At 58.3% G+C, this 26,312-nt stretch carries 26 protein-coding genes and 1 pseudogene (1 of these 27 only partly in view); 15 read left to right on the forward strand and 12 right to left on the reverse strand.

Features of this window, described 5'->3' with window-relative positions:
- Nucleotides 1-13, reverse strand: partial view of a nucleoside hydrolase gene (locus OR601_RS03035; protein WP_265592156.1) — the start only. Its footprint begins 992 nt before the window's first position; 13 of the gene's 1,005 nt are visible here — the first part of the coding sequence; the start codon lies at nt 11-13; its stop codon lies off the left edge, out of view.
- A gap of 218 nt (nt 14-231) precedes the next feature.
- Here OR601_RS03035 and OR601_RS03040 point away from each other — a divergent pair, with 218 nt between their 5' ends.
- A complete protein-coding gene (locus tag OR601_RS03040) occupies nt 232-1,032 on the forward strand; it encodes an SDR family NAD(P)-dependent oxidoreductase (RefSeq protein WP_136012994.1) in 801 nt (266 codons plus the stop codon).
- 111 nt (nt 1,033-1,143) lie between these two features.
- Here OR601_RS03040 and OR601_RS03045 read toward each other — a convergent pair whose 3' ends face one another.
- Entirely contained in the window at nt 1,144-1,491 is a 348-nt protein-coding gene (locus tag OR601_RS03045; RefSeq protein ID WP_265592157.1) for a P-II family nitrogen regulator, read from the reverse strand.
- 91 nt (nt 1,492-1,582) lie between these two features.
- A complete protein-coding gene (locus OR601_RS03050; protein ID WP_265592158.1) occupies nt 1,583-2,848 on the reverse strand; it encodes an ammonium transporter in 1,266 nt (421 codons plus the stop codon).
- 635 nt (nt 2,849-3,483) lie between these two features.
- On the opposite strand from OR601_RS03050, the gene OR601_RS03055 reads away from it, so the two are divergent.
- From OR601_RS03055 to OR601_RS03065, 3 genes are all read left to right on the forward strand, one after another.
- A complete protein-coding gene (locus tag OR601_RS03055) occupies nt 3,484-3,951 on the forward strand; it encodes a flavodoxin domain-containing protein (protein WP_136012978.1) in 468 nt (155 codons plus the stop codon).
- Between the two features lie 205 nt (nt 3,952-4,156).
- Nucleotides 4,157-5,182, forward strand: coding sequence for an amidohydrolase family protein (locus OR601_RS03060; RefSeq protein WP_136012977.1), 1,026 nt, complete (start codon nt 4,157-4,159; stop codon nt 5,180-5,182).
- Nucleotides 5,183-5,416: 234 nt separating this feature from the next.
- Nucleotides 5,417-6,202: a hypothetical protein gene (locus OR601_RS03065; protein ID WP_136012976.1), complete on the forward strand. Its 786-nt coding sequence runs from the start codon at nt 5,417-5,419 to the stop codon at nt 6,200-6,202.
- Nucleotides 6,203-6,241: 39 nt separating this feature from the next.
- Here OR601_RS03065 and OR601_RS03070 read toward each other — a convergent pair whose 3' ends face one another.
- Nucleotides 6,242-6,565, reverse strand: a complete 324-nt coding sequence (locus tag OR601_RS03070; protein WP_265592159.1) for an acylphosphatase — start codon at nt 6,563-6,565, stop codon at nt 6,242-6,244.
- 120 nt (nt 6,566-6,685) lie between these two features.
- Between OR601_RS03070 and OR601_RS03075 the strand changes: the two genes are divergently transcribed.
- Genes OR601_RS03075 through OR601_RS03085 form a run of 3 tightly spaced genes read left to right on the forward strand, consistent with a single transcriptional unit; the run spans nt 6,686 to nt 11,902 of the window.
- The gene (locus OR601_RS03075) at nt 6,686-7,387 is read left to right on the forward strand and encodes an ABC transporter ATP-binding protein (protein ID WP_265592160.1); all 702 of its coding nucleotides are present in this window, start codon (nt 6,686-6,688) and stop codon (nt 7,385-7,387) included.
- Between the two features lie 3 nt (nt 7,388-7,390).
- A complete protein-coding gene (locus tag OR601_RS03080; protein ID WP_265592161.1) occupies nt 7,391-10,921 on the forward strand; it encodes an FtsX-like permease family protein in 3,531 nt (1,176 codons plus the stop codon).
- Nucleotides 10,922-10,966: 45 nt separating this feature from the next.
- On the forward strand, nt 10,967-11,902 hold the full coding sequence (locus OR601_RS03085; protein ID WP_265592162.1) for a DegV family protein: 936 nt from the start codon (nt 10,967-10,969) through the stop codon (nt 11,900-11,902).
- Nucleotides 11,903-12,035: 133 nt separating this feature from the next.
- On the opposite strand, the gene OR601_RS03090 is transcribed toward OR601_RS03085, so the two are convergent.
- Nucleotides 12,036-12,794, reverse strand: a complete 759-nt coding sequence (locus tag OR601_RS03090) for a Fic family protein (RefSeq protein WP_167604347.1) — start codon at nt 12,792-12,794, stop codon at nt 12,036-12,038.
- A gap of 248 nt (nt 12,795-13,042) precedes the next feature.
- On the opposite strand from OR601_RS03090, the gene OR601_RS03095 reads away from it, so the two are divergent.
- Complete coding sequence (locus tag OR601_RS03095; protein WP_265592163.1) at nt 13,043-14,929, forward strand: hypothetical protein; 1,887 nt, start codon at nt 13,043-13,045, stop codon at nt 14,927-14,929.
- A gap of 26 nt (nt 14,930-14,955) precedes the next feature.
- Here the strand turns inward: OR601_RS03095 and OR601_RS03100 are convergent, their stop codons facing one another.
- Nucleotides 14,956-16,587: a DUF2142 domain-containing protein gene (locus OR601_RS03100; RefSeq protein ID WP_265592164.1), complete on the reverse strand. Its 1,632-nt coding sequence runs from the start codon at nt 16,585-16,587 to the stop codon at nt 14,956-14,958.
- Between the two features lie 254 nt (nt 16,588-16,841).
- On the opposite strand from OR601_RS03100, the gene queD reads away from it, so the two are divergent.
- On the forward strand, nt 16,842-17,261 hold the full coding sequence (queD, locus tag OR601_RS03105) for a 6-carboxytetrahydropterin synthase QueD (RefSeq protein WP_136012968.1): 420 nt from the start codon (nt 16,842-16,844) through the stop codon (nt 17,259-17,261).
- 54 nt (nt 17,262-17,315) lie between these two features.
- On the opposite strand, the gene OR601_RS03110 is transcribed toward queD, so the two are convergent.
- Together OR601_RS03110 and OR601_RS03115 are read right to left on the reverse strand one after the other, a co-directional pair.
- Nucleotides 17,316-17,675 (reverse strand): DUF2304 domain-containing protein, encoded by a 360-nt coding sequence (locus OR601_RS03110; protein ID WP_136012967.1) that lies wholly within the window; start codon nt 17,673-17,675, stop codon nt 17,316-17,318.
- 9 nt (nt 17,676-17,684) lie between these two features.
- Nucleotides 17,685-18,368 carry a glycosyltransferase family 2 protein gene (locus tag OR601_RS03115; protein ID WP_265592165.1) on the reverse strand — a complete coding sequence of 228 codons (684 nt, stop codon included), beginning with the start codon at nt 18,366-18,368 and terminating at the stop codon, nt 17,685-17,687.
- 181 nt (nt 18,369-18,549) lie between these two features.
- Between OR601_RS03115 and OR601_RS03120 the strand changes: the two genes are divergently transcribed.
- The 4 genes from OR601_RS03120 (at nt 18,550) to OR601_RS03135 (ending at nt 21,776) form a co-directional block, all read left to right on the forward strand.
- Nucleotides 18,550-19,032: a CarD family transcriptional regulator gene (locus tag OR601_RS03120; RefSeq protein ID WP_136012965.1), complete on the forward strand. Its 483-nt coding sequence runs from the start codon at nt 18,550-18,552 to the stop codon at nt 19,030-19,032.
- 90 nt (nt 19,033-19,122) lie between these two features.
- Nucleotides 19,123-19,416, forward strand: coding sequence for an ACT domain-containing protein (locus tag OR601_RS03125; RefSeq protein WP_136012964.1), 294 nt, complete (start codon nt 19,123-19,125; stop codon nt 19,414-19,416).
- A gap of 9 nt (nt 19,417-19,425) precedes the next feature.
- A complete protein-coding gene (locus tag OR601_RS03130; RefSeq protein WP_265592166.1) occupies nt 19,426-20,895 on the forward strand; it encodes a citrate synthase in 1,470 nt (489 codons plus the stop codon).
- Between the two features lie 20 nt (nt 20,896-20,915).
- Nucleotides 20,916-21,776 (forward strand): HAD family hydrolase, encoded by an 861-nt coding sequence (locus OR601_RS03135; protein ID WP_265592167.1) that lies wholly within the window; start codon nt 20,916-20,918, stop codon nt 21,774-21,776.
- 36 nt (nt 21,777-21,812) lie between these two features.
- Here the strand turns inward: OR601_RS03135 and OR601_RS03140 are convergent, their stop codons facing one another.
- From OR601_RS03140 to OR601_RS03155, 4 genes are read right to left on the reverse strand one after another with little or no spacing between them, the layout of a single operon-like run.
- Complete coding sequence (locus OR601_RS03140) at nt 21,813-23,708, reverse strand: carbohydrate-binding domain-containing protein (protein WP_265592168.1); 1,896 nt, start codon at nt 23,706-23,708, stop codon at nt 21,813-21,815.
- 20 nt (nt 23,709-23,728) lie between these two features.
- On the reverse strand, nt 23,729-24,418 hold the full coding sequence (locus OR601_RS03145; protein ID WP_265592169.1) for a DUF4956 domain-containing protein: 690 nt from the start codon (nt 24,416-24,418) through the stop codon (nt 23,729-23,731).
- Nucleotides 24,419-24,433: 15 nt separating this feature from the next.
- Nucleotides 24,434-24,937: a VTC domain-containing protein gene (locus OR601_RS03150; protein WP_265592170.1), complete on the reverse strand. Its 504-nt coding sequence runs from the start codon at nt 24,935-24,937 to the stop codon at nt 24,434-24,436.
- On the reverse strand, nt 24,938-25,216 hold the full coding sequence (locus tag OR601_RS03155) for a VTC domain-containing protein (protein ID WP_136012959.1): 279 nt from the start codon (nt 25,214-25,216) through the stop codon (nt 24,938-24,940).
- Nucleotides 25,217-25,356: 140 nt separating this feature from the next.
- Here OR601_RS03155 and OR601_RS08635 point away from each other — a divergent pair.
- Nucleotides 25,357-25,680: pseudogene (locus tag OR601_RS08635) on the forward strand (response regulator transcription factor); the annotation flags it as partial.
- A gap of 114 nt (nt 25,681-25,794) precedes the next feature.
- Nucleotides 25,795-26,082, forward strand: a complete 288-nt coding sequence (locus tag OR601_RS08640) for a helix-turn-helix domain-containing protein (RefSeq protein ID WP_323373089.1) — start codon at nt 25,795-25,797, stop codon at nt 26,080-26,082.
- The last annotated feature ends 230 nt before the right edge of the window (nt 26,083-26,312 follow it).

Here is a 26,312-nt window from a genome sequence, read left to right on the forward strand (position 1 = left end):
CTTTAGTGGTCATGGACCCTCCTGGAAATGGCAGCTGAAAGTCGCCTACCTGCAGATATGCCACAAGAATAGAAATGTCGCGAGGAACTCGATGACTTTATTCTAAGGGACTAGAGTTGCCTGAATCTTAAGGAGAGTCCATAATGGCGTTTCAGATTTTAAGTTCTGTTCAGGCGGCACTGCTTTCAAGGAAGAAGAAGTGGCCAAGCCATTAAGAAGAGAGGATCGGCTATGGGTATGTTTGACGGTAAGACGGTGATCATCACTGGCGGCGGTTTTGCGGGGCTGCGCGATGGCTCGGCGGGCTCCATTGGTTACGGCATCGCCACTGCCTTTGCAAAAGAAGGTGCGAACCTTGTGGTTACCGGCCGCAACACTGCCAAGCTGGAGGAGGCCAAGAAGCGCCTCGAGGCCGACTTTGGAGTGCGTGTCCTTTGGGTTCAGGCTGACGTAGAAGCTGGTAAAGACAATAAAGCCACCGTGCAAAATGTGGTCGATCAAACAGTTGCCGAGTTTGGCGGCATCGACGTGCTGGTAAACAATGCGCAGGCTTCGGCATCGGGCGTGACACTGGCAGATCACACGCCCGATCAGTTTGACCTGGCTATCTATTCTGGCCTTTATGCCACCTTCTATTACATGCAGGCCTGCTACCCCTACCTCAAGGAGTCCAAGGGCTCTGTCATCAACTTCGCTTCTGGCGCCGGTCTCTTTGGCAACTATGGCCAGGTGGCCTATGCCGCTGCTAAGGAAGGCATCCGCGGCATGAGCCGTGTGGCCGCTACTGAGTGGGGTCCCGATGGCGTGAACGTCAACGTGGTATGCCCTCTGGCTTGGACCAAGGCTCTGGAGGACTTCCAAACTGCCTATCCCGACGCCTTTGAGGCCAATGTTCACATGCCTCCCATGGGCCACTATGGCAACGTTGAGACCGAGATTGGTCGTGTAGTAGTTCAGCTTGCAAGCCCGGACTTCAAGTTCATGACGGGTGAGACCCTTGTACTTGAGGGTGGAATGGGTCAGCGCCCCTAAAGTTTCGATCCCGTGCATAAGCTGCCGAGAAGAGCCGACCTCCTTTGTGGGGAGTCGGCTCTTTTGCTGCTCGCCTGCCGAGATTCGGCCCAAAAAAGCTTGTAGGGGTCGTTAGAGCGCGGCCTCGTCCGTATCCCCAGTGCGGATACGCCACACGTGGCTCATGGGCGTTACAAAGATCTTGCCGTCGCCCACCTGGCCCTCATCGTCGGTCTTCGCTGCCGAGACGATGGTCTTGCACAGGTCTTCGGCTCGCTCATCCTCACACACCACGATGATGATGGCTTTAGGCTGAGTTTGCACCAAGACCTCGGTGCCGCGGTAGTACTCGGTAAATCCATGCTGCTGGCCCATGCCCTGGGCCTGGAGGATGGTCACGCCGCCTGCGCCTGCCGCAACCAGCGCGTCGCGGGTGCGAGACACGGCTTCCGGCCGAATAACAGCTTCAATCTTTTGCATGGCTCAAAGACTCCTTAGCGTAAAGGTTGAACGGGAGAGGAAGGGTAGGGGTTTCTCGGTAAGGAATGGCCGAGAAAAACACCCATCCCTACTAGTGAAGGTCCATGCCGGAGTAGGCGGGATAGGAGGGCTCGGAGTGCGCTGCGACGTCGAGGCCGATCTCTTCGTCCTCATGGGCAACGCGCAGGTCGCCGCCCAGGCGCTTCAAGAACCAGGCAAGCAGGAAGGAGAGGCCTCCGGCCCACGCGATGACAAAGAGCACGGAGAGCAGTTGGCGCACTACCTGCATGGGGTCGCCAAAGATGAGGCCGGCGAAGGGACCATAGGCAGGATTGGCAAAGATGCCTGTGAGGATGGTGCCCGTCATGCCGCCAATGCCGTGAACGCCAAAGGCATCTAAAGCGTCGTCATAGCCCAGACGCGGCTTGAGGCGAGAGACGGCGAAGAAGCACACCACAGAGACGATGACGCCCATGAGCACGGCAGCCCAGATGTCTACGTAACCGGCGCCAGGAGTGACTGCTACGAGGCCGGCCACCGCACCAGAGCACGCACCAAAGAGGGTGACCTTGCGGGTACTGGCATACTCGCAGGCCATCCAGGAGAGCATGGCGGCGGCAGCGGCGGTGTTGGTAGTGGCAAAGGCGAGGCCGGCCTGTCCGTTGGCTGCTCCGGCAGAACCGGCGTTAAAGCCAAACCAGCCTAGCCATAAGAAGAGGGTGCCTAGCAAGATGAAGGGGATGTTGTGTGGCTGGTAGGAGAGCTTGCCGTTGCCAAAGCGGGGGCCCACCATAAGGGCGAGCACCAGCGCGGTGACGCCAGAAGAGATGTGGACCACGTCGCCGCCAGCAAAGTCGTAGGCGCCAAGGGCATCGGCAATCCAGCCGCCGCCCCACACCATGTGGGCTAGGGGACAATAGACGATCAAGACCCAAAGGCATATGAAGACAAGGAATTGAGAGAAACGCATGCGCTCGACGATGCCACCCACGATGATGGCCACGGTGATAAGGGCGAACATGCCCTGGTAGATAGCCCATACAAACTCGGGGATGGTTCCCCAGACGGTATCTACAGTCACTCCTGAGAGAAAGACCCGCTCCAAGCCTCCCAAGAAGGGGTGGGCCAAAAAGCTGTCGCCTGCACCGGTGCCAAAGCCCGATCCAAACACCAGGCTGTAGCCGACAGCCACCCAGATGATTGACACCACGCCCGCTACGGTGGTGCACATGAGCATGGTGTTGCCTACGTTCTTGCGACGTACCATGCCACCATAAAAGAATGCAATGCCCAAAGTCATGATGAAGACGAGAAACGCGCTCACCAAGATAAAGGCAGTGTCTCCGGTGTCGATCATGGATGCCTCCTTTAGAAGTCGAGCCGCGCAGCCTTAAATACGCAGCTGGTCAGGAGGCACTTTCTCCTCAGTTGGTTGCCTCATGGTTTCAGAAACAAAAGATGGAATAGATGCTTACTCCCCCTTTATGGGAGTGAAATCCCAGAGAAACTCAGTTAATTTGCAGGAATAAGCCTTTACCCAGCTACGAGGGGTCTTTTGGACAATTTAGAGCGCGAGGTAGATACTATTGAAGCGCTACGAAATATAGAAAAGTAAATTCATTCTTTCTTAAGATGCATGAAATCTCATTCAGAATGCATATTTTTGTTCTTGCAATTAATCGAAACCCATAGAGTCACCTTCATGCAAAGTCAAGCAGTTAAGGTAAATTTGGGAAACTTAAATGCCATTTAAAGACGTGAAATACTAATTAGGGGATAGTTTTGGGGTTTGCTAAAGGCCTATTGAGGAACTATGAACAATAGACAACAGACTGTTTAAAGAGGGACCCTCTTGGTGCATAATCCCACTCGACCTAAAGCCGGTGCCCCATTGGCGGAATCGCATTTCGTATGCTTTGGAGAGGTTGCGTCCGCTTCGCCTGTGGCATCCCAGGCGCCTTGCGTACCCGGCTCGACTGAAAGGATTCACCCATGAATTCCATCGCTATCGTGTACTGGAATGGCAATGAGAAGACTGAGACCATCGGCCGTATGATTGCTCGTGGCGCTGCAGACTCCGGCGTGCTGGTCACCATTTTTACTGCAGAAGAGTTCAAGCCTTCCCGCATGGCTTCGTTCAATGCGGTGGCCTTTGGCTGCCCCACGGTGGGCGATGAGGAATCCTATTCCTTCGACGCCTATCTAGACGAGCTGGGAGAGCACCTCCACGAGGCTCCTGTAGCCGTCTTTGGTTCCTACGAGGACGCCGGCGATGCCGTAGATGTGTGGGAAGAGTCCATGGTGAACCGTGGCGTAGAGCTGGTTTCTGCCATCAAGCTCGACAATTTCCCCCAGGGCGCCCAAGTGGAGCGCTGCATGGCGCTGGGTGCCAAGCTGGGGTCCTTTGCCAAGAGCGAGGAGCTCGACTCCTACGAGGAAGCCCAGATGGCGCTCGCCTAAACCCTAGAAAACCCCACCATAAAGAGCCAATGATGCCGGCATTCCTGCAGCTTGCAGGGGTGCCGGTGTTTGTGAGGTTTGTTTATCCGCCACAATAAGCGGACGGCTGCTTGAAAGTGGAGGTGGTCGGGTAGTAAATGGGCGAGTTATTTTGAGGCCCAGTCTACTGAGCCCTCGCAGGTATTTACATTTGAAGGAGCAACTCATGCGCATCAAGAACGCTAAAGTGTTTCAACCCGACGGTACGTTCAAAGAGACCGATATCGTCACCGAGGGCGAATATATCAAGTCTGATGCCGCCGCTGACGGCGAGATTGTCGACGCCTTCGACTTCATCGCCCTGCCCGGCTTGGTAGACATCCGTGTGAAGCAGGCTGCAGACACTGTCTACGATGATGCAGGCAACTATCGCGTTGACGAGGTCTCCCGCTATGAGGCTGGCAATGGCGTGTTGGGCTACATGCCTGCAGTGAGCCTGCCTGTCGCCCATGCCAAGAAGGTTACCAAGACGATCTTGGACTGGAACGGCGACGAAGCTGCCCGCAAGGATGACAACGCCACTATCCTGGGCATTTCCTTGGAACACCCGCTGGCTCATATCGAGGATGCCAAGCCTTCTGAGGAGTCCTGGAAAGATCTGGCTTACGACGACGTGGATACCTTCCGCGACCTCCAAAAAGACGCCCAGGGTCTCATCAAGGTCATCGATGTGGACGCTACTCATGAGGGTATCGAGACCTATGTGCGCGAGACCTCCAAAGACGCCGTGGTGGCCATTGTCGACAACGATGCCACCTTTGCCCAGGCCGAGAAGGCCATCAAGGCTGGCGCCACCCTGGTGTCTGCCCCTTGGGCCGAGCGCATCCAGCTGGATGACAAGAAGCCCGGCGTGATCGATGCCGCCTTCAAGAACGACGGCGTCTTTGTAGAGCTGGTGGCCAGCGAGGACAATGGTTCCAAGAAGGACATCGTTGCCAACTTCGCCTTGCTGCAGGATCGCGTGGTGCTGGTATCTGAGGACGGCAACCTGTTCGACGCTATGAAGCGTGCCATCGAGATGGGCGTTCCCGCTCCCGTGGCCATCAATGCCGCCTCCCTCACTCCTGCCCTAGCCACCAAGCAAGAGGGCAAGGTGGGCTCTCTGGAGGATGGCCGTCTGGCCAACATCATCCTGGTCGACTCCAGCTACCACATCAAGCATGTGATCAACCGCGGCAAGATGATCCTCTAGCTTGCAGCTCCCTGCTCTTGGGGCGCAGGCAGATATAACCTCGAGAATCTCTAGGCTCCGGCGCCTCGACATTTGAGGTGTCGGAGCTTTTTTGCAGGTTGAAATCAACTCAGTAGCCGCACCGTGTAAAGCACCCGGGTCCTTAAATTTTGGTATTCAACCCGTCTTCTCCAGGGGATTTATAAGGCGTAGAGAAGCTTCTTCGACCTTCTTAGATGGGTGGGTGACAGGGCCATGCGCTGGGATGTGCCACACAGATCGCTTCTGGCAGGCGCCAAGGTCCGCCCTGCGCAGGTTGGACATGCGTCCAACAAGACCCCTCGAGATCATAGCTTTGACGGGTTTGCGCGCCATGAGGCTTCAGTGACCGAGAAGCACTACCCCCTCGACCTGGGTGGATCTGCGCTGGCGGCGCTCATTGTAGGTTTGGTTGTGGGGGCGCTCGTGGCCATCTTGGAACTCAACCCCAGGTTTAACTACCATACTGCGCTTTATCTTAGCTTTCCCTCTGGTTCCGTGGGCATCTGGGCCATTTTGGTAGTGGTCATCGCCAGCCTGAGCCCCAATGGCCGCCAGGCAGCGGTACGCACCGGCTGCTTCTTGGCAGGGGTGGTCACCATCTACTACATCGTGCGTTTTGCCAACTACAGCGGCAATAACTACCGCATCATCCAGTCCATGTCAGAGGTTATGAGTCGCAAGTCCTCAGCTATTCAGGGTACTTGGTGGACCCAAAGCCGCATCCTTGCCATTGTCGTGTCCTATATGGCCTGCCTTTTGGGGGCCATTGTCGCGTGGGGCATCGCTCGGTTCTCGGGCACTCGTCACTATTGGCTCTTTGCCTCGATCCCCATCTTTTTGCTGGTCTTCGAGGGCTGGAGCTACTTTGTGCCCATGGCCCTCTACGTGCACATCAACTACGTTCCTGCGGTGGTGGACGTAGTGGGAGCCCTGGCAGTCACCTGGATCTTGGTCCAAAATCGCCAAGACGCTCAGGAAGCTCAAGAGCAAGCTGCCTAGCGAGAACCAAGCTTTTGGGCAAAGCTTCTTTTGGGTTCCTTAATACCTAATGTGGAAGACGTTGTCTTCAGGGATAGGGTCGATAGGATCGATATCTTCCACCGTAAAGCTCCAGGGAAGACGCGAATAGGCCCGTTGAAGTTGCGCAAAGAAACGTTGGCAATTCTCGGCAGATCCTTGAAGCTCCATAGAGACTGAGCCGTCGTCCTCGTTTTTCACCCAGCCGGCAAGATGCAGATGATTCGCAATGTCTGCAGAAGTGAAGCGAAAGCCTACGCCTTGGCAGCGCCCTCCAAACCGTACTGTGTAACGACGGAGCCCTTGATCTGGGATGTGGGGATTGGGGGAGACGGAATCGGCCATGAGAGCCTCCAGGTAAGGAGAGGGGCGGTTTTTGAAGGGGCACAAGAGTTCTCTATAAAATCCTTCTGTGACCCTGCTCATCTTTATAATGGATTATTAGCGTGCGAAGGAGGGAGGGCTATGGCGTTCGTGAGCTTTCAAGATGTGCATAAGGTCTATGCCATGGGCGACGTGTCTGTGATAGCGGTTGACGGCATGACCTTCTCTATTGAGCAGGGGGAACTCTGCATTATTGTAGGGCCTTCGGGCGCAGGTAAAACCACGGTGCTCAATATGTTGGGCGGCATGGACAGTCCTACCTCGGGCACCATTTATTTGGGTGACAAATGCGTTTCGTCCATGGACAAAAGACAGCTCACAGCCTATAGGCGAAACGATATTGGCTTTGTCTTCCAGTTCTACAATTTGGTGCAAAACCTTACGGCTCTAGAGAACGTGGAGCTGGCCAGTCAAATTTGCGCCAACCCTCTGCCTGCAGCAGAAGTACTCGAACAGGTTGGGCTTGCTCACAGGCTCAACAATTTCCCTGCTCAGCTTTCTGGCGGCGAGCAACAGCGCGTGGCCATTGCCAGAGCCATCGCGAAGAATCCAGCGCTGCTGTTGTGCGATGAGCCAACCGGCGCACTGGATTACCGCACCGGCAAATCAATTCTCAAGCTTTTGCAAGATACCTGCCACCAAACCGGGCAGACGGTGGCTATCGTCACCCACAACCTTGCCTTTACACAGATCGCAGACCGCGTGATCTCGGTGCGTGAAGGACGAGCTGCCTCCATCGAGGTCAACCCTCATCCGGCCGATGCCGCCACTGTGGAGTGGTAGCCTATGCCCCCCATCTACTGGAAAGAGATAGGGCGCACCATCAAAGCGTCGCTGGGCCGCTTCATTGCTATCGTCATCATCGTGGCCATGGGCTGCGGCTTTTTCGCTGGCCTGCGCATGACCGGTGTGGGAATGCGCAAATCGGCCGATGCGTTCTACGACGCCACTCGTTTGTTCGATATCCAGCTGGTCTCCACGTTGGGTTTTAGCGACCAGACCGTGGATGAGATCGCAGTCACCCCCGGGGTCGAGGCGGTCATGCCTCAGCGCACAGTGGACGTCATGGCGGACATCGACGGCACCTCCCACTCGGTGCGCATCATGTCTTTTAATGAGGAAGCCGCTAAGGATTCCCAGGTAGATGGCCCTGCAGTGCTAAGTGAAAACGGGGGGTACCTGGATCGCCTCATGCTTATGGAAGGTCGCTGGCCCACTGCCGACAACGAATGCGTGGTGCTCTACAAGAAGGCCATTGCGGGGGCGATGCCCAAGACAATCAAAGTGCTCTATAGCTCCGCCGATCTCGACGGCGTGCTCAAAGTACGCGAGTACCAGGTGGTAGGAATGGTGGAATGCGCTGCCTTCACCAATGAGACCACGCTTTCTACCACCTCGTTGGGCAGCGGCATGCTGGGACAAGTGGCCTTTGTGGGGCCCTCTGCTTTCGACAGCGACACTCCCTATACCCAGGTCTCAGTCGAAGTCTCTGGGGCCAAGGATGCCCTCTGGGGGACCGATGCCTATCAGCAGCGGGTTGACGAGGTGGCAGCCTCTATCGACAGCCGCCTTGCTGGTATCGCAAACGGTCGTCTGGCCCAGGTGCGCGATGAGGCCCAAAAGACTTTGGACGACAATCGCGCCACCTACGAACGGGAACGCGCCGATGCCCAAGCCCAGCTTGATGACGCCAAGGCTCAGCTGGAAGACGCCAAGGCCCAGCTGGATTCAGGCCAGGCCTCCTTGGACGAGGGACGCGCCACCCTTGCCGAGAAACGACAGCAGTTGGCGGATGGCCGCGCTCAGTGGGAAGAGGGCTCTGCTGAGCTGGCTGACAAAGAAGTCGAGCTAGAAAATGGGAGGGTGGAGCTGGAGCAGGCGCAGGCCACCTTAGACGACAACAGCGCCACTCTCCAAGAGGCCGGGCGACAGCTGCGAGAGGCTCAAACGCAGTTGGAAGCCCAGGCCTCTGCCATCGATGAAGCCAAGCAGCAGATCTCTGCCTATGAGCAGGGATGCCAAGCACTGGTGTCTGCTGCACAAGCCCAGGGGCTTAAGGGCGCTACGGTGGCAGAGATCCAGCAAGAGGCGGCAGCCTTTATCGGCCAGCTGGAAGCCGCGGCTACTGCTGGCCAACCTATCTCCCAAGAGACGCTCGCAGGCCTTAAGGCTTTGGAAGCTCAGGCAAACACGCTGCTGGACAACGAGAGCGCCATTCAACAGGCCAAAGACGGCGTGGCGCGCTATGAAGAGGGGCTGGCTGCCCTCAAAGTCCAGGAGGGTCAGCTCAATGAGGGGGCGCGTCGGCTAGAGGCCGGCCGCTCCCAGCTGAATGCCCACAGAACGCAGCTAGAGGACGGCGCGGCGCAGATTGCAGCAGCCAAAGAGCAGTTGGCGTCCACCAAGGCCCAGCTGGATGATGGCGAGCGGCAGATTCAAGAGGGGCAGCAGTCGCTGGACGAGGCGGCCGCGAGGCTTGAGCAAGGCAGAAAAGACTACGAGAGCGGCCTGGCCGAGTATAAGGAAAACGAGGCAAAGGCCCAGCAAGAGTTTGCAGAGGCCGAGGCCAAACTTGCCGATGGCCAGGCAGAGATAGACGATATCGCCCGTCCTGACATCTATCTGTTGGACCGCACGCGCAACTATGGCGCGGAATCCTATAAGTCTGACTCCCAGCGCATCGACGCCATCGCCACCGCGTTCCCGTTCTTCTTCTTTTTGGTGGCGGCCCTGGTGTCGCTCACTACCATGACGCGCATGGTGGATGACGAGCGTGGGCTCATTGGCACCTATAAGGCGCTGGGATATTCGGCGGGCGCCATCTGCGCCAAGTACCTCATCTATGCAGGGCTGGCCTCGGTGGTCGGTGCGCTTTTGGGCATTCTTACCATGTCCCAGCTCTTACCCGGCGTGATCTTTGACGCCTATGGCATCATCTATGCGGTCCCTGCTCGGCCGTGGCCGCTGCCCATCGAGGCGCCTCAAGCACTGGCGGCGGCGTTTCTCGGCATCGCGGTGACCTTGGGCGCCACCTTGTTCGCCTGCCTTTCCAGCTTGCGAGAAAGCCCGGCCTCGCTCATGCAGCCTCGTGCCCCCAAGGCTGGAAAACGCATCTTGCTGGAGCGCGTCAAGCCCCTTTGGAATCGCCTGTCATTCTCTTGGAAGGTCACCTTCCGCAATATCTTTCGCTATAAGCGCCGCTTCTTCATGACGGTGGTGGGCATCGCCGGCTGCACCATGCTGCTGCTCACAGGCTTTGGGGTGCGTGACTCTATCAACGACATCATCGATAAGCAATTTGGCGAGATCATGCACTACAACCTTACGGTGGGCCTCGCCGAGGACGCGACGCCTGAGGAGCATGAGGCCGTGGTGACCTACCTGGCAAGCCATACCAACGCAGCAGCCACCCAGAGCGCCTATACAGAAAACGTCATGGCAGACAGCGCCGCCAGCGACGGCAAAAACCATACGGCCACGCTGACGGTGCCCGAGGATGCCTTGGGGTTTAGCTCGGTGATGACCTTGAGAAACCGTGTCACCAAAGAGCCCTGCGAGCTTGCTGACGATGCCTGTATCGTGACCGAGAAACTCGCCGCCTCGCTAGGCGTCGCCCCTGGGGATACCCTCGAGCTCTACCAGGAAGACGCCGTGGGCAACCGCACCGGAAGCCCCCACAAGATTACGGTGACCGGAGTCTGCGAGACCTATCTGGGCTCGGTGGTCTACCTAGGCAAAGGGGCCTATGAGAAAGCCTTTGGCCCTCTGCCGGAAGCCCACACCGTCTATGGGCTGGTGCCCGAGAGCGGCTCTGAGCGCCAAGAGATCATCGAGGCCGTGGAGGCCATGGGCGGCGTGGACACCGTGACGCTCAACGACGAGACCATCGCCAGTTACCGCTCCATGCTCAAATCGGTGGATTCGGTGATGATCGTGCTTATCGCGGCGGCGGCGTTGCTGGCCTTTGTGGTGCTCTACAACCTGGCAAACATCAATATCGCCGAGCGCGTCCGCGAGATCGCCAGCCTTAAGGTATTGGGATTTACTCCAAAAGAAGTGGACGCCTACGTGTTTCGCGAGATAGTGCTCATCGTGATCATCGGCGCGCTGGTAGGCCTTGTCATGGGCGTGTGGTTTGAGTCCTACGTCATCGTGACTGCCGAGGTGGACGCTGCAATGTTTGGCCGCGAGATCCATGCTGTGAGCTTTGTCATGGCCTTTGGGCTCACCCTGGGCTTCTGCGGACTGGTACTTTTGGCCATGCTCCCCAAGCTTGCCTCCATCGACATGGTAGAAAGCCTCAAATCGGTAGAGTAACATTTATATGTCTATGTATTGACCCCTTTGCACCCGGAGGACCTTATGGACGCCCCCTATTCCATCATCGTTGACTCTCCTTGTGAGATCACCAAAGAATTCGCCGAGCAAAACGACCTTACCGTCCTGCACTTCACCTATACGGAGGCAGACAAAGAGGACGGCGGCCTCTCGGGCACCGACAACCTCTTCAACGCCAAGACTGCCCATGAGTTCTATGACGCCATGCGTCACGGCGCCTCTCCCATGACCAGCCAGCCTTCACAGTTGGAGTTCGAGGAGTGCTTCCGCCAGGTGGCCAAGAGCGGAAAACCCGCCATTTACCTGGCCTTTGATTCCGGCATCTCCGGCTGCTACGAGGGCGCTTGTACCGCGCTGGAGCGCGTGAAGGAAGACTATCCTGGCATCCCCCTCACCATTGTGGACACCAAGCTTGCATCCACTCCTTTGAACCTGCTGGTGTACGAGGCGGTGCGCCAGCGCAACAAGGGCCTTTCGATGGAGGGCCTGGCTCAATGGGCGACCGAGGCTCACAACTTCATCCACACCCTCTTTATGGTGGATGACCTCAAGGCTTTGGCCCGTGGCGGCCGCATTCCCACCGGCATTGCCTTTGTGGGCACCAAGCTCGACATCAAGCCCATGCTCACCATTGCGCTGGACGGCAAGCTGGAGCTGGTAGGCGTGGCGCGCGGCCGCAAGAAGGGCATTCGTCGCCTGGCCGACAACTACCTCAAGAACCACGAGGAGAACACTCCGGTGTGCGCCATTGGCAATGCCGATTGCCCTGCCGACGTTCGCCGTCTGGAAGACCTGATCTCCCGCTCCGATGAGAACACTCTCTTCTTGGAGAGCTTTGCTGGCCCGACCATCGGCTGTCACGTAGGCCCGGGCTTCATGTCTTGCTGCTTCTGGGGCGCAGACAAGCGCGGCACCATGGCAGTGCCCGATAAGATCGCCAGCCAGGTGGAGCACGAGTAACCTTAACGGAGCATGCGCCAGGCTCTTGCGCACTCAAACCCACGCACCCTCCTGCTTGGAAGCGTTCCAGGTAGGAGGGTGTGTTTCTCGGCAGTTTGAGGACTCGGGGGGCTGACAGGCGCCTTCTGGGATGCTAGCGCACGCGGTCTTCCCAGGTGCGCAGGGTCTCCTCGCGTAGGAAGGCCTTGAAAGGCGCCAAGTCTCCGGTGGAATCAAAGGCTTCCAGGGCCTCGTAGAAGGCGGCTTGGTCGCTGGCGTAGACGCACACTGGCGGATGGCCGCCGGCCAGCAGGATGAAGTTGGCCAGGTCGCGGGCCACGCGGCCTGTTCCCTCGGAGAAGGGGTGGATGGAGACCAGCGCGTTGTGGAAGTAGGCGGCGCAGGTGAGAGCGCGCTTGGGAGTGAGATTGGGGAGCTGAGCGCACACTTCGCGGCAGAGCTCCCGGGTGAGCAGAGGGCAGTCTTCAGGGGAGGCGCCCACCTCATGGGTCTCGCGCACGATATAGTCGCTCAATTTATATTTGCCCGGACGCTCGCCATCTGCAAGCTGAGTGGGGCTGTAGGTGCCATAGGTCAGCGTGCGATGGAGCGAGAGCACCAGCGATTCGTCCAAGGGGCGGCAGTACGCAAGGGCGTCCAGCATCCAGAAGAAGGCCACCCGCTGGTTAGCGATAGAGATGAGGTTTCGCACGGGGCCGGTGTAGTTGGTGACGCTGGCATGCTCGAAGACCTGGCTGGCTTCTTGAAAGGTGATGTCGGCACGCTCGATCTTGGCCGATTGGTAGGCAAACTCCAGCGCGAAATCTGACAGCTCGTAGTTTTGCTCTTGATGCGAGAGCGAGGACCACCAAGACAACACGTCGTCGTAGGTAACCGGAGTCTTGCGAGCCATGGACAACCTCCTCACACGGTGCTTTGACATCTATGATGACAAAACCAGGTGGGCGATGGGGCGGCAAATGGGGGAACGGGGTGCTTTCTTTACAAATGATGAGGGAGGGTCTGGAGAAACCGTGGTGAGCTCGTGGCGGCTCTAAGGAAGTTATTCAACTGCGAGGTTTGCGACCCATACTTACCTAAGGCCGCTCTTTTAGAGAGGGCACGTGAGGCAGGCAGTGGCAGAAGGAAGGATGATCGTCCATGGCGCTCACCCGGAGAAATTTTTTATGTGGCGCGGCTGGCTTGGCAGGATTGACCCTTGCGTCGTGCGCCCAGAACCCTGCTCCCGCTGAGGAAGACTCTGCTGATCAGAAAAAACCCAAGGTAGACGTGCATGCCTTTGATAAGTTGGCACTGGATGGCTCTGCGTGGAACTACGACGAGGAACACGACGTCTATTATCAGTTGGGATTGCCTTATGTGCTTGATCCCGTAGCAAGCCTTTACCAAAAACTCTCTATCTATGTGCCTGGCGCCTATTTTGAGAGCAAGGCTCATGGCGCCACCTATGAGTGCCATGTGAAAGAAGACAGCCAGGTGGCTGAGATCCCTCAGGCCTCTGCGCCCATTCTTTTGCCCATTAACTGCGGCGACTTTGGCCCGCAGATCGCAGCCAGCACCTATAGCTACGAGGGCCTCAAGACCTATCTGGACGCTGGCTGCATCTATGTATTTGCGGGATGCCGCGGCCGCTCAGGAGGCTATGAGTCCAAAAACCAGCTGGAAGGCGACGGGTCCTTTGACGGCGGCATGCCTTGGAACATCACCGACCTCAAAGCAGCCGTCCGCTTCCTTCGCTATAACGCTGCCGTTCTGCCCGGAGGCGCCCAATCCATCTATGGCATGGGGTTAGGGGCTGGTGCAGGCATCGCGTCGCTTATGGGCGTTTCAGGCGATGCCCCTTGTTTTGACCTCTATCTTAAGGAGGACGGCGCGGCCCTTTGGGATGGCCGGGGAAACCCGGTCTCAGATGCTCTTACTGGCGTACTTGCGTGGACGCCGGTGGTAGACCTTACCCATCAAGATGGCGCCTATGAGTGGCTCTATGGGCGCTTCTCTCAGAGTGAGAGTCGGGTCACCGATCTTTGGACCTCGGCGCTCTCTCAAGATCTGGCAGGCACCTACGGCCCCTTTGTAAACGCGCTGGGGCTCTCTTCAGGCTCTGGAGAGGACGCTCGAGAGCTATCGCTGGTAGAGACTGGCGACGGTCTTTGGAGCGATGGCGGCTATTACCAGGAGCTTCTCTCTCAGCTGGAGGGGGCAGCCACGCAGTTTTTCGAGCATGCGTCTTTTCCTGCCACGCTCTCAGCCTCTATCCAAACCAGCGCGGGGTTCCCAGGCGGCCAAGCTACTGGCGCCGACAGCCAAGCCATCGCTGCCAACGTGGCCCAAAGCGCTACGGGCGAGGCAGTGTCGTCTGCCCCGGCTATCTCGGTGCCTTCTGTGGCAGCCTACTTGGCCACCCTCAACAGCACCAGTCAATGGCTCTCCTACAACCCCTCAGATATGGTGGTGCGCATTGCCGATTTGCGCAGCTTCATCCAAGCCTGCGCCCCTGCCAGTCTGCCTTGCACTGCCTTCGATGGCATTGAATGCAAAACCGACGAGAACCAGCTCTTCGGGACCGGGACCCATGCGACGCTGCACTTTAGCAGGGATATCTACGAGCTGCTCAACCACAACCAGAGCACCTATGCCACACTTTCTGGCTGGCAGAACACCTATCCGGGCGATTGGGGCGTCGAGCTTCTTGAGAAAAACGCCCAGGGCGCCACTGTCGAGCGCCGGGGGCAGATGGCCAACGCCTTTAACTATCTGGTAGGGGAGACCGATCTTCTCGGCAGCGCGAAAGTGGCTCCTCAGTGGCGTATCCAGGTGGGTCTCGCGCAGTCGGTGGTGCCCTTTACCTCGGGTATCAATTTGGCCTGGTGCTTGCGCTCCACTGGGGCTGCCCAGCAAGTAGACCTCACTTGCGTATGGGGCGGCGGCCACGACCTATGCGAAGTAACCGGCGCTGCTCCAGAAAACCTGGTGAACTGGATCAAGGAGCGCATCCCTCAGGTGGATGAGTCCGAGCGCACCCAATAGCGTCCCACTCGCCCTAGGACGGCAAGCTAGAGGCGCATCACAAAGCCGCTTATAAAGATTGCCCAGCTGAGCGCCGCCATAATCCCGCTCAAGGCCAAGGGGGCGGCTGCAGCTGCCCTGGCGCCTGCCCAGGAGCGCGCTTTTTGGGCGAGGTGCGTAGCTGGGCCGCTGCCGAAGTTGAGGCAGATGAGCAGGAACGGCCCCATCTCAAAGAGCAGGTAGCGCACCTGGAGCCCCAGCACCAAGGGCGCCCCCAGATTGGTGTAGTTGAGGTAGAGGGCGGTGGCCATGAGGCAAAAGCCCAAGAAGATGCCGATAAAAAGGCTCCAGCGATAGCGGGGCTGAGCGCCGAAGTCATCTGCTTGGGTGCGGTCTGCCACCACGGACCAAGCCAAACAGCCTATGAATGCTGCCGAGAAAAGTGGCCATCCAGAGGGGATGGGCAAGTAGCAGAAGTTGATGAAGAGGTTGGCGAAGAGCTGGAAGGGCGTGAATACATTGATGAAAGAGGCCAAAAGGATGAGAGGGTAGGCCCAGAGATGCTCCAGGATGAAGCGGAGCTGCCCTAGGCTGTCGATGCTGGTAGAGCCGCCACGGGTGTCAGGGGCGATGGAGGCATTGTCAAAGAGATAGGGCACCACAAAGCTTGCCAGTAGCCCCACTACGCAGAGCGTGGCCGCTCCAATCCAGAGGACTCGATCCCGCGGGCGCTTGAATTTGCAGCGCGGCATGAATAGGAAGAGAAGGGCTGCAGGCAAAAAAACCGCTTTGGTGTAGGTGCCGATGACCCAAGGCGCCAAGATCCAGGCAGCCCTACCCAGGCTCAAGGGCTCATGGGGGGTCTGCAGCTCTTTGGCAAAACTGGCGCCGGCTAGAGAGAGCAGGGCGATAGCGCAGGGGTCGTAGGAGTAATTGGCAGCCATGAAGAGCAGGGTAGGGGTGAGGCCAAAGACCAAAAGGATGCGCCTTCCAGAGACCAGCCGGCTCATGGCCAGTGCCATGAGCGCGATATAGGCAATCATGTTGGTGAGACGCCCGTAGAACAGCTGCACCGAGAGGGGCGCCCCGCACGCCTGGGCTAAAGCCAGCCCCAGCGCATTGGGGAGCCGAGTGGGCTGCAGCGAGGTCTCGGGAGACTCCTCTTGAGGAAAGGTCACCTGGTCCCAGCGATCCATATAGGCTTGCGCTCTATCCAAATTGCCATCCTGCTGGATAGTGGACCAGTTGGCCGACCAGTCATCCTCGCTGGTACCCCAAGGGAAAGGCCCCACGTTGTAGATGCCGTCAGGGTCGAAGTTGGTGAGTTCTCCTACCGATAAGAGCCTCTCTTGGCCTGCAGCAATGGCTGCCGCGCTGCGGTAATGGGCGTACCCATCCCAGCTCACAGAGACGATGGCAGGCATGAAGCAACAATATAGGAGGCCCAAAGGAGCGGCGATGGCCACAAAGCAGGCGATAGGACGGCCAGCCAACTGGCGACCCTTGAGAACCCAAAGCCCTATGCTGGGTGCGAAGAGCGCCCAGAAAAGGGCCAAGCGCCAAGGACAGCCCAAAAGGGCGCAGGCGACCCATGTCACCAGGGCTATGAGCCCCAGGAGGGAGCCCAGCCAGAGGCGGGGGTGGTTCTCGGTAATAGTTTTTATAGAAGCGACGGACATGAAAACTCTCTTCGTGCCAAATGAGATGCGGGCTCTGGAGCAGGTGACGTCCTTAAGGCCCTAAGGAGACGGTGCTGGATTGCTTGAATGGTAAAGGCGGGTATTCTGTAGCCTAAAGTGGCCTTTGACCCCTTTGGCATCCCTGATTTCAAGGTATCAGCATCCTGGGTCAAAATGGGTCTAAGAGTCGCTGCGCACTTAAATGACACCAGAGGCGCTTGGCTGCGAGCACCTGAGATGAAAAGAGGACGCTCATGTACGGGCTTATTGCTGAAGGACACTTTGATGCCGCTCACTTTTTGGCAGACTATCACGGCAAATGTGAAAACCTCCATGGCCACAGATGGCGGGTGGAGGTGACGGTGGAGTCTCAAGAGCTGGGTCAAGAGGGCACAGAGCGATCCATGGTGGCGGACTTCGGCCGCTTCAAGCGAAGTGTAGCTGCGGTGTGCGATGAGTTCGACCATAGGCTGCTGGTAGAGCAGGGCACGCTCAAGCCCACCACCGTCCAGGCGTTGGAGTCAGAAGGTTTCGCCCTGGAGGTGCTGCCTTTCCGCACTACGGCAGAGAATCTGGCCCATGAGATCTTCTGCCGCCTGGAGGCCAAAGGATTGCCGGTGGTCCAGGTAGAAGTAGATGAAACGCCGGCCAACCGCGCGTTTTTCCGGCGCTAGGAGGGTCGAGGGGCGATTCGATACCCAAGATGTAGGAGGGGGCGTCGCGGCGTGTTAGCGGCGCTCCTGCCTCTCTTGGGCCTCTTCGCGGTTGTCGTCCAGCGCCACTTCTTGGGCCAGCTGGTCCAAGCGGTATTTGAGCTGGGAGATCTTGGCAGAGTCGCGATATTGGCGCAAAAGCATGATGGCGATGACGCCTACCAGGATGAGGTTTGAGGGCGAGACAAAGCCCAAGAGGTCGCTTAACCAATAGATGGGCTGAGGGAAGATGGCGATGAGCACCAGCAGGGCCACGAAGCACACCCAAAAGAGCGAGTCTTCAATTTGGATACGCTGCTTGCGAATGGAGCGGCAGATCATCAGAAAAGTGATGGCGGCTCCTAGAAAACAGACGAGGCGCAGAGGGATTTCCACGGATGACTCCTATCGAAACCACTGGAAGAGCAGGATGTTTAAGCAGGTGCGAGCCATATAAAGTATGGCTTTGGTGGGCTTGAGGTAGCTCTCGCCGGCCATACGGTCGCGCATTTGAGCGGGCACTTCGATGACTTTGGCGCCGCGCTTGCGAATGAGTAGGGCCACCGCGTCTGGCTCGGGCCCAATGTCCATGCCGGTGGCGTAGGGATCGAACATGTCTTTGGAAAACATGCGCATGCCGCTGGTGGGATCTGTGATGGTGACGCCGGTGGTGATGCGGATGAGCCAGGAGATAAGCGCATTTCCTACGTGGCGCAGGGAGCGGCCGCGCTCGCCCTCCAAAAAGCGGCTGGCGATGACGATGTCTGCCTGCTGGTCTTCCATGGCCTTGGCCATGGGGGCAATGTAGTCCGGCAGGTGCTGGCCGTCTGCGTCAAACTGCACCACGGCATCGTAGCCATTGCGCAAGGCATACTTCATGCCTGCCTGAAAGCCAGAGGTGAGCCCGCAGTTCACCGGCATGTCCAAGTGGTTGTAGCCCCTGGCGTCGCAGATCTCGCCAGTGTGGTCGCGGGATCCGTCGTTGATGATCAGCACATCGATCCAAGGGCAGGCAGCCTTAAGGCCGTCGACGGTGGCCTCCAGGCTCTCTTCTTCGTTATAGGCGGGCACTACGGCCAGGATGTTCAACAGGGGACCACCTTTGCTCAAGAGTCGCTTGCCCACCCATCCTAGCATTGTCCATTGGTAGAGAAGCGTTTATCCGCAGGTCAGACAGCTGTCTATGAGGTTTCCTCATAGTCTTTAAGATGAGAAAAATCTTTCATTATATCCAGTGCTACAATGAATGCAAGGGAAACGGAGGAATTGTATGTATTCAGTCGGTGATTTTATCGTCCATCCCGGTCAAGGCGTCTGTCGCGTAGAAGCAATCGACACTTCAGACACCCCCACCTATCACCTCATGCCCACCCATGGCCGCAATCCCATGCTCATCAAGTATCCCGTGGCATCAGAGGACAATCTGCGTCCGGTGGTCTCTGCAGAAGAGGCCAACGGCCTTATCAACAACATCTGCGAGATGGAGCTCGACCCGTTCACTGACCGCTCTGCCGTTCTTGAAGAGAAGCATTTCAAAAAGGCTATCCGCCACGGTTCCTGCAAAGACGTGGTGCGCATCGCCAAAACCTTCCGTAGCCGTATCCAAGATGCCCAGTCCTCCCATAAAAAGGCCCCGGTCATCTACGAGCGCATCTACAAAGAGGCTCAGGAGCGCTCCCTCTCTGAGCTTTCTTGCGCACTGGACGAATCTCCCGATCAGATAACGGCTCGTTTTCAGGCCGCCCTCTCTTAGCCATTTGCGCACATCCATCCTATAAGCTAATAGCAGACACGCCTTAAGGCCCCGCCAATCCGGGGCCTCTCTGGTAATAAGGAGGATCTCATGGAAGCTGTCTCTGCCACCCAAGGCCGCGCCATTCTCACGGTGCTTGGCTCTGACCGCGCAGGCATCGTTGCCGCCATCACTCAGGTGCTGGCAAACCACGACGCCAATATCTTGGACATCTCGCAAACCATCCTGCAGGGCATCTTCACCATGACCATGCTGGTAGACCTCACCGCCGTCAGCGTGGAGTTCGACGCTCTCAAAGAGGAGCTCGATGAGGTCGCCAAATCCCTAGGCGTGCAGGTAATGCTCCAGCGCGAGGATGTGTTCCGCTTCATGTATCGCCTCTAAGGAGCCCCTATGACTCAAGACGCGACCTATCGTTTGGCAACACCTGGCACCTATCGTCCGGTGATTCCCTCGGCAGCCACCTCAGCCCTGCTTCACGTGATGGATGTGAGCCCCATGCCCTCCGTCTCGCTGGGCCGCCCGCCAGTGAGCGACGGGCTTTACGAGGGCTTCTTCTCCATCGACGCCATCGACCCAGAGCTTTACCGCCACTATGGCGTGAAGCGCGGCCTTAGGAATGACGATGGATCAGGTGTGGTGGCTGGCCTTACCACCATCTGCAATGTGCACGGCTATACCAAAGATGAAGCCGGTATTCATCCCGATAAGGGAGACCTCATCCTCCGCGGCTACTCCATAGGCCAGCTGGTGGAGGCGGCCCACGCCGAGGATCGCTTTGGTTACGAGGAGCTTTCCTATCTCCTGCTTACCGGCAAGCTGCCCTCTGCAGCCCAACTGGCAGACTACAACGCGCGCATCGACGCGCGCCGCTCGCTGCCCACAGGCTACCTGGCGCTCTTCCCGCGCACCACGGCCTCCAGCTCCATCATGAATGTGCTCCAGCGAGCCACGCTGCTGCTCTACGCCTTCGATGAGAATCCTGACGCCACCGATCCCGAGCATGAGATCGACGTGGCGCTCTCGCTTTTGGCAAGGCTGCCGCGTATCGCCGCCATCGCTTCCAACGCCTACAGCGCCGAGACCAACCAAACTCAGCTGCGCATCCCTCCCATCGAGCCAGGCCTGTCCATGGCAGAGACCATCTTGGACGTGCTTCGCGGCGAGAAAAACTACAGCCATGAAGAGGCCATGGTCCTAGACTCGATGCTCATGCTCCATGCCGAGCATGGCGGCGGCAACAACTCCACCTTCACCTGCCGCGTGCTTTCCTCCTCTGGCACCGATCCCTACTCGGCCTATGCCGCTGCCATGGGTTCGCTCAAAGGCCCCAAGCACGGGGGTGCCAACTTCAAGTTGGGCCAGATGATCGACGACGTGGCAGCCCACGTAAAAGATCCTACCGACGACGAGGAAGTGGTTGCCTACCTCGAGCGCATCGCCAGAAAAGAGGCATTCGACGGGTCTGGCTTGCTCTACGGCGTAGGCCACGCGGTCTATACCCTCTCCGACCCTCGCGCCGAGATCATCCGCTCCCAGGCCGCCCAGTTGGCCCAAAACAAGGGATATACCAGCCGCTATCAGCTCATCCATGCCATCGAGCGGCTGGGGCCCCAGGTGGTGCAAAAGGTGCGGCAGACCGCCAAGCCCCTCTGCGCCAATGTGGACCTCTATGCCGGCTTTGTCTACGACATGTTGGATATCCCCGCCGAGATGCACACACCCATCTTCGCCATCGCCCGCCTCTCTGGCTGGGTGGCCCATCGCATGGAGGAGCTCTATGGCGCCGGCCGCATCATTCGACCAGCCTACATCTCGGTGGAATCCCACCCCACCTACGTGCCCCTGAACGATCGTCTCTAGCCAAAGGCCAGGAGAGCTCCATGACCCACGACCCCGCCCAGATCGCCACAGGACCCCTATCCATTGTCTTCACAGACCTCGACGGCACTTTTTTAACTACCGACAAGCGCGTCCATCCCACTTGTCGCGCTGCCCTGGAGGCGCTTCAAGAGCATCAGGTGCCCTTTGTGATCTGCACGGGTCGCGCAGTCTCTGGCGTCTACCCTGAGCTTCGCGCCCTGCCCGCCCTTTCCTACATCATTGCCTGCAATGGGGCGGTAGTGGCCAATGCCACGACTTCCCAAGAGCTCCACGCCACGCCCTTGGGCCACCAGCGGGCCCGCCAGCTCTTCGATGCGGTGGCTCATCTGGACGTCAACGTCGACTTTTTCGCCGATGGCTGCGCCTATGCCGAAAAGGACCGATTCTCAAAGCTCGACACCTATGGGTTGGAACCTCACTTTTTGGCCCAAACGCGCCGCTCGCGCAGGGTGGTCGAGAGCCTTGTTGAGCTCTTGGATCAGGTGGGGCGAGTGGATCGCATGAGCGTCTACTACCACACGCCAGAGCAGCGCCGGGCGGTGCTCGAGGCTGCCGAGGCTATGGGCGGCCTTACTGTCACCTCCTCGGAATTCTGCAATCTCGAGATCAGCGATAAAGAGGCCAATAAGGGCACGGCTGCCTGCTGGCTCTGCGACTACTTGGGCATTCCTGTAGAAGAAGCCGCCGCTTTTGGCGACGGCTTGAATGACACCCCCATGCTCGCAGCCTTAGGCGATGGGGTCGCTATGGCAAACGCTCAGCCCGGAGTGGCAGACTATGCCAACCATATCACCGCCCTTATCAACGACGAGGGCGGCGTGGGCGATTATCTTTTGAGACGTCTGGCTGCTCAGGATTAATCTTCAAGCGCTGCTTTGATGAGGGGCAGCAGCTCCTTAAGAGGCTTGGGCACTCAGGGTTTGACCATCCACTTCAACATGATAGGTAGCGTTGGGCACGATGCGAGAAGAGCTAAAGATAATCAGCTCATAGGGTTGGCTTGGCTCCCAGGTCTCAACGACGGCTCCGGCTTCGTCTTTAAGGGTCACTGTGGCGCCTACCTGCTGGGACCCGGTGTTCACTGTAAGCACCCCCTGGGTGGCGGTGGTCAGGGTCTGCACCATCTTGGCAGCCCCTGTGCCTTTGAACGTGCCTCCCGTGATGGTTCCAGTGGTATCAAAATCTAAAATCGAGGGGTCTCCTTGGGTGGGACCTTCACAGGCAATGGTGCCCCCGGTGATCTCTAGGGAGCCATTGGAGTCGATGGCATCCCCTGACGCCTGGATGTCCAAGGTGCCTCCAGAAATGGTGATGGCGCAGGAAGAGCCCCCTTGTGCCTGAGGGCCAAAGGTTTGGGTAGCGCTGCCGTCGGAGGCATTGATGCCGTCATCGGCAGCCGTCAGGGTAACGGTGCCATCGGTGACATCCACCCGTGCCCCTTCCAGTCCCTCGTAGCAGGTAGAGATGGCAATGGCGCCTCCAGAGACCGTGAGGGTCCCCTCTGCATGGGCGCCATCGTCTCCCGAGGCCAACTCAAGCTCACCGCCGCTTAAGGAGAGGTCGCCATCTGAGTGCAGGGCATCGTCTTCGGCATCGATGATGAGAGTGTCGCCACGCACTGTGAGAGAGCTGCCGGCTTTTAGACCTTTGGTGCTGGTGGCGTCGCTGGCGTCTTCTGTAGATCCCTTTACTGCGCTGGTATCTGAGGGCGCTGCGGCATTTTCAGGCCCTGCAGCAGGAGGCATCTGAGCGTTCGAGCCAAGGGCTTCTCCAGAAGGCATTGCAGGCGGCATGGTGCCTGAAGGCGGCGTTTGTCCTTGACTTGGGCTGTCTTTGCCACCAAAGCCTGGGGCATCGCTGCTGTCTTGTCCGGGCCCTCCTAGACCCAAAGAGCCGTTTTGCGCGCCTGGTTGTGCCGGAGGCTCTCCTGGGGCTTGGGCGTTTGAAGCGGGCGTGGCTTCAGGGGCGCCATCGCCGCTGGTGATAGAAAGGCTGCCGTCGGCAATATCCATCCAGCTCGAGGCGCTCACGCCATCGCCTTGGCTCTCTATGTCCAAAGACCCGCTTTCTACGTAGACATAGCCCAGGGAGGCATCGTCGCTATTCTCGGCATGGAGGCCGTCTTCGACTGAGGTGATCTGAAGGCTGGCTTCTTTGATACAAAGGCTGTCGTTGGCTTCGGCGCCATGGCTGGCTGCTTCGATCTGGTAGGTGCCGCCGGCAATTACCAGATCATCTTTGCAGTCGATGCCCTTGCCTGCTGCAGAAGTGATGGTGAGCAATCCCCCTCCGTTGAGAGTGAGGTCGCTGCTGCTCGCAATTGCGCAAGGAGACGAGGAGCCTTCTGAGACGGCGTCCTCCGAGGTTTGGCTAAGGGACGAGTTGCCTTCTAAGGTGATAATGACCTTATCGGCTTGGGTGATAGCAAGAGGGGTGTCGGTCGAGTTAGATAGGGCGGCCTCTTGTAGAACGAGGTGGACTTTGGCATCTTGAGGGGCATCGACGGCAAGGGAGCCTTCGGCCAGTTGGCCAGAGATGAGATAGATGCCTTCCTGGGTGAGTGTCACCTGGGAGCCGTCCACAGACACACCGGGAGTTCGTGAGGCCTCTTCGAGCTGAGAGAGGTCGAGTGAGACGGCGGTGTCGGCATCGTAGGCGGTGTCAGAATCGCGGTCGGTGAAGTAGGCGCCCTGAGCAGTCTGGGACGCTGCGGGGAGGGTGGGCGCAGCACAGCCTGCCAGAAGCGTGGTGGACAGGCAGAGTCCTGCCACAAGTGCGGGAAGTTTCTTCATGGGTGTCCTTTTTGTCTGGGTTAGAGCGAAGTAACCTCGGTAGGCTGGGGAGAGAGGCAGATTTCCAAGTTGCCGTTGCGCAGGCGAAGATCGTCGATAAGGGACTTCTCTTGAGCGCCGTCCTTAAGGCAGATCTCATAGGTGAGTTTGAAGAGGCTGCCAAGATTGCAGGTTTTCACGCGAATAAGCTGATGGGAAGTGGCGTAGGCGGCAAAGAGGTCATCGAAGATTCGGGGGTAGTCCAGGTCTTCGGGCACGGTGACGGTGAGCGTGCGATAGTGCGAGCTGCGGCTGGTATGGGTGCCAAAAGAGTTCACCAGCAAGAAGGCGGCGCACATGATGAGGGTGAAGGCGAGCCCATAGGCTACATAGCCCATGCCGCAGATAAGGCCTGTGCCCATGCCAATAAAGAGGGCGCAGATCTTTTTGGCAGAGCCGGGCACCGAGCGAAAGCGCACCAGGCTAAAGGCGCCGGCTACTGCCACTCCGGTGCCTACGTTGCCATTCACAAACATGATGACTGCGCAGACGACTGCTGGCAGCAGGGCCAAAGTGGTGCAGAAGGTAGCAGATACCCTACTTTTAAAGCTATAGGCCGCAGCCAGTATGAGTCCCAGCACAAGCGCGCTTCCTAGGGCAATCCCAAAGCCCGCAGGACTCATTCCCAGGCTTTCTGAGGCAAAGAGGGTGGAAAAAAGAGAGGTGTCCATTGGGTGCATCCTTTCTTAGCAGGCCAGTGCCTGGAGGGTTTGAGTCGAGGGCATCGAGGCGAAGAGTGTCCAGGCGCGGCCGTACTTGGAAAACGAGGAGGGATAGAGGTGCAGCTCGGACAAGAGGCCGCTGAGCCAAAGGGGGATCGCCTGGGCGCACTTCACCTCCATAAGCACCTGGGAAGAGGGCAAAAGCTGGACGCCTGAAGCCTGGGCGTTCAGGGACAGGTGAGCGGCGCTTGCTTTGAGAGCGCGGTCAAAGGTGACACGCAGCTCAGGGCTTGAGGGGTCGTGCGCTGCAAGCGCTGCGGGCATTAAAGCGTCAGATAGGCTCCCGCCGGCACGCAGCCGCAAAGAGTCGCGCTCGTAGCTCACCACAAGTGCGGGTGCCAGCGAGTCGTAAAAACCCAGGAAACGGTCGATCTCCCGGGCGGTGGCAGAGCTTTCGGGAGCTTCGCTCTGTCCCCAGAGCCAGGCCATTGCCTGAGTGTAGCCAGCCTGGCAGCGACGCTTGTACACCTAGCCGCGATACTTCTTTTTGAGCTCCACAAATACTGGAGTTTCGCCGGATGCCGGGCCGTAGGAGCGTAGGCGCAGCTTCTCTTTGTAGGCGGGCTTCTCGGCAGATCGGCGTGCCAGCACCAGATTGGGCGTGTCAAAGTAGAGGCTGCGCACCGTCGAATGCGGCCAGCGATCCGGCTCCATGTAGAGGGTGAGGGCGTCTCGCAGTGCGGCATACTGGGAGAGGTCCAAGAGGTATTTGAGTTCGTGCCTTTGAAAGAGTGCGGTATAAGCCACAGAACCTCCTTTGGTCTGTGCAGGAGGTTAGGCATCGAAGCTTAAGCCAACTCAAAATGGCGCCACAATCTTTAAGACTTTAGGCTCGCTTTAGGTTGGCTCCATAGACTGGGCTCACAGATTGGAAGCAAAGGAGTGTCGTGAGACTGCTGATAGCCGAGGACGAAGCACCCCTGGCCAGGGTGCTAAAAAAGCTCTTAGAGAAGAGCCGCTTTACTGTGGACGTGGTGGGAGACGGCGCCCAGGCGCTTGCTTACCTTGCCAGCGGCGCCTACGATGCGGCGATCCTCGACGTCATGATGCCCAAGCTGGACGGAGTGGAGGTGGTGCGCTCTCTGCGCGCTTAAAACAATCCGGTTCCCGTGCTCATGCTCACGGCGAAAGCCGAGCTTGACGATCGCGTCACAGGCCTTGAGAGCGGCGCTGACTACTATTTTACCAAGCCTTTCGAGGCAGCCGAGCTCGTCGCTGCCTTGCACGCCATCACTCGCAGCCATGCCGAGGTAGACGGTCGTCTCGCCAAAGAAGGCGTCACGTTGGATCGCACTACGTTTAGGCTTTCTGGCCCCGAAGGGTCTTTGGAGCTGCCCAACAAAGAGTTTCAAGTGGTGGAGTATCTGATGGCCCATCCGGGGCGCATCGTCTCTGCAGATCAGCTGCGGGACCGACTGTGGGACGCCTCTTCTGCCCCGGATATCAGCGTGGTGTGGGCCTACATCTCCTACCTGCGCAAGAAGCTGGCTTTGGTAGGCGCTCCTTTCACCATCAAAAGCTCGCGCAATGTGGGCTACTCGCTGCAACCTGCAGTCCTCGAGGACCCCGCGGCTTCCCCAAGCTCTCACTTCAAGGACTCCCATGATCGCTAAGTTTCGCCGACGCTTCATAGGCCTCGCCATGGCCACCCAGCTTTTCCTGCTTGCAGCCATCCTTTTGGCCATGAATCTGCTCAACTACCAGGCCATCCTCGCCGAGGCTGGCACCCTTCTGGCCACGTTGGCCCAAAACCAGGGCACCTTCCCTGAGCTCGCGGCCCCTACCCGGGAGGCACTCCCTGCCGATAAAGGCCCCGCCAGCCTCCCTACTCGCCGGAGCTGCC

Source organism: Leptogranulimonas caecicola (genome assembly GCF_023168405.1).
Classification (GTDB): domain Bacteria; phylum Actinomycetota; class Coriobacteriia; order Coriobacteriales; family Atopobiaceae; genus Leptogranulimonas; species Leptogranulimonas caecicola.